The 674-nt window shown below is 32.8% G+C and carries 1 protein-coding gene; it reads right to left on the minus strand.

All coding sequences use genetic code 11. The annotated features are described in order from the left end of the window. Positions 1 to 170: 170 nt before the first annotated feature. A complete protein-coding gene (locus tag Q1A73_RS24440; protein WP_299611449.1) occupies positions 171 to 635 on the minus strand; it encodes a hypothetical protein in 465 nt (154 codons plus the stop codon). Between the last annotated feature and the right edge of the window lie 39 nt (positions 636 to 674).

Genomic DNA, 674 nt, shown 5'->3' on the forward strand with positions numbered 1-674 from the left:
CACAACGTTTAATATATGTGCCGTAGTAGGGCAAATTGTTACCTTGCTTTTCGGTTTTTCTGCGCATTAGTTGCTAACTTTTCCATTCTGCAAGCATTGCGCCTTACCAAAAATACAACAACCGATCGATTGATCACTTGGCTGCTATGAGCACATATATCGTGTTGTACCTATGTACTTTTTTTTCTTTTTTCGTAAAGTGCTTTGGTATATTTTCGATAAAATTCTTTCCAGACATTTCGCTGTTCGTCACTAAATGAGTAAAACTTTTCTGCTTCTACATCATAGAAGAACCCTCCATAACCACTAACTTTAATTCTTCTTGTTTCTCCATTATTAAATTTAGCAATAACTAACCATCCTCCACCTTTCCAAAAATATTTTTCCTTAGTAGACGTAGATTGATTAAGAATTCTCTTTGCTGAATTGATATCAGCTTCTATAAATTCCATTAAATCTAAATCCGCATTATTTATAGCTTCGATCTTTACCTCAGGTAAAGTGCTATTGTCATAAAATCTCAATGAAGATAGGTTGTCCCAAATTATACTATTATTCTCATTCAAATTTTCATTACCACAAGATAAAAGAGCAACCAAAATTAGTAATGTATAAATGCTTTTATTGAGTTTCATTGAGTTTCATTGAGTTTCGTAGTGGTATTAGGTACAACG

The sequence above is a fragment of the uncultured Aquimarina sp. genome (genome assembly GCF_947492115.1).
In the GTDB taxonomy this organism is placed as follows: domain Bacteria; phylum Bacteroidota; class Bacteroidia; order Flavobacteriales; family Flavobacteriaceae; genus Aquimarina.

Excerpts from the sequence above, each read along its gene's own strand:
- Q1A73_RS24440 (WP_299611449.1), bottom strand. The coding sequence starts at position 635 with ATGAAACTCAATAAAAGCATTTATACATTACTAATTTTGGTTGCTCTT.